Here is a 224-nt window from a genome sequence, read left to right on the forward strand (position 1 = left end):
TAGACAGTCATACGACTTTCCTGTGACAACTCTTCAAATGCTAAACACATGTGAAAATGTTGTTCCGCAATTCGATACTCCTTTTGGAATAAGTTTTCTCTAGCATAATGAAAATGATCTTGTAGAGAAAAAATATGTTCTTGCTCGATCGCACGTTGATATAATTCAATATTTCGTTGCGGAGAAGTTTGTGTTGTTTTTGTATGAGTGATCACAATATCAGA

Annotated in this window: 1 pseudogene; it reads right to left on the minus strand. The window is 34.4% G+C overall.

Features of this window, described 5'->3' with window-relative positions:
* A pseudogene (locus tag JDS99_RS31620) lies at nt 1–224 on the minus strand (glycosyl transferase); the annotation flags it as partial.

Source organism: Bacillus cereus group sp. N6 (assembly GCF_016483705.1).
Classification (GTDB): domain Bacteria; phylum Bacillota; class Bacilli; order Bacillales; family Bacillaceae_G; genus Bacillus_A; species Bacillus_A wiedmannii.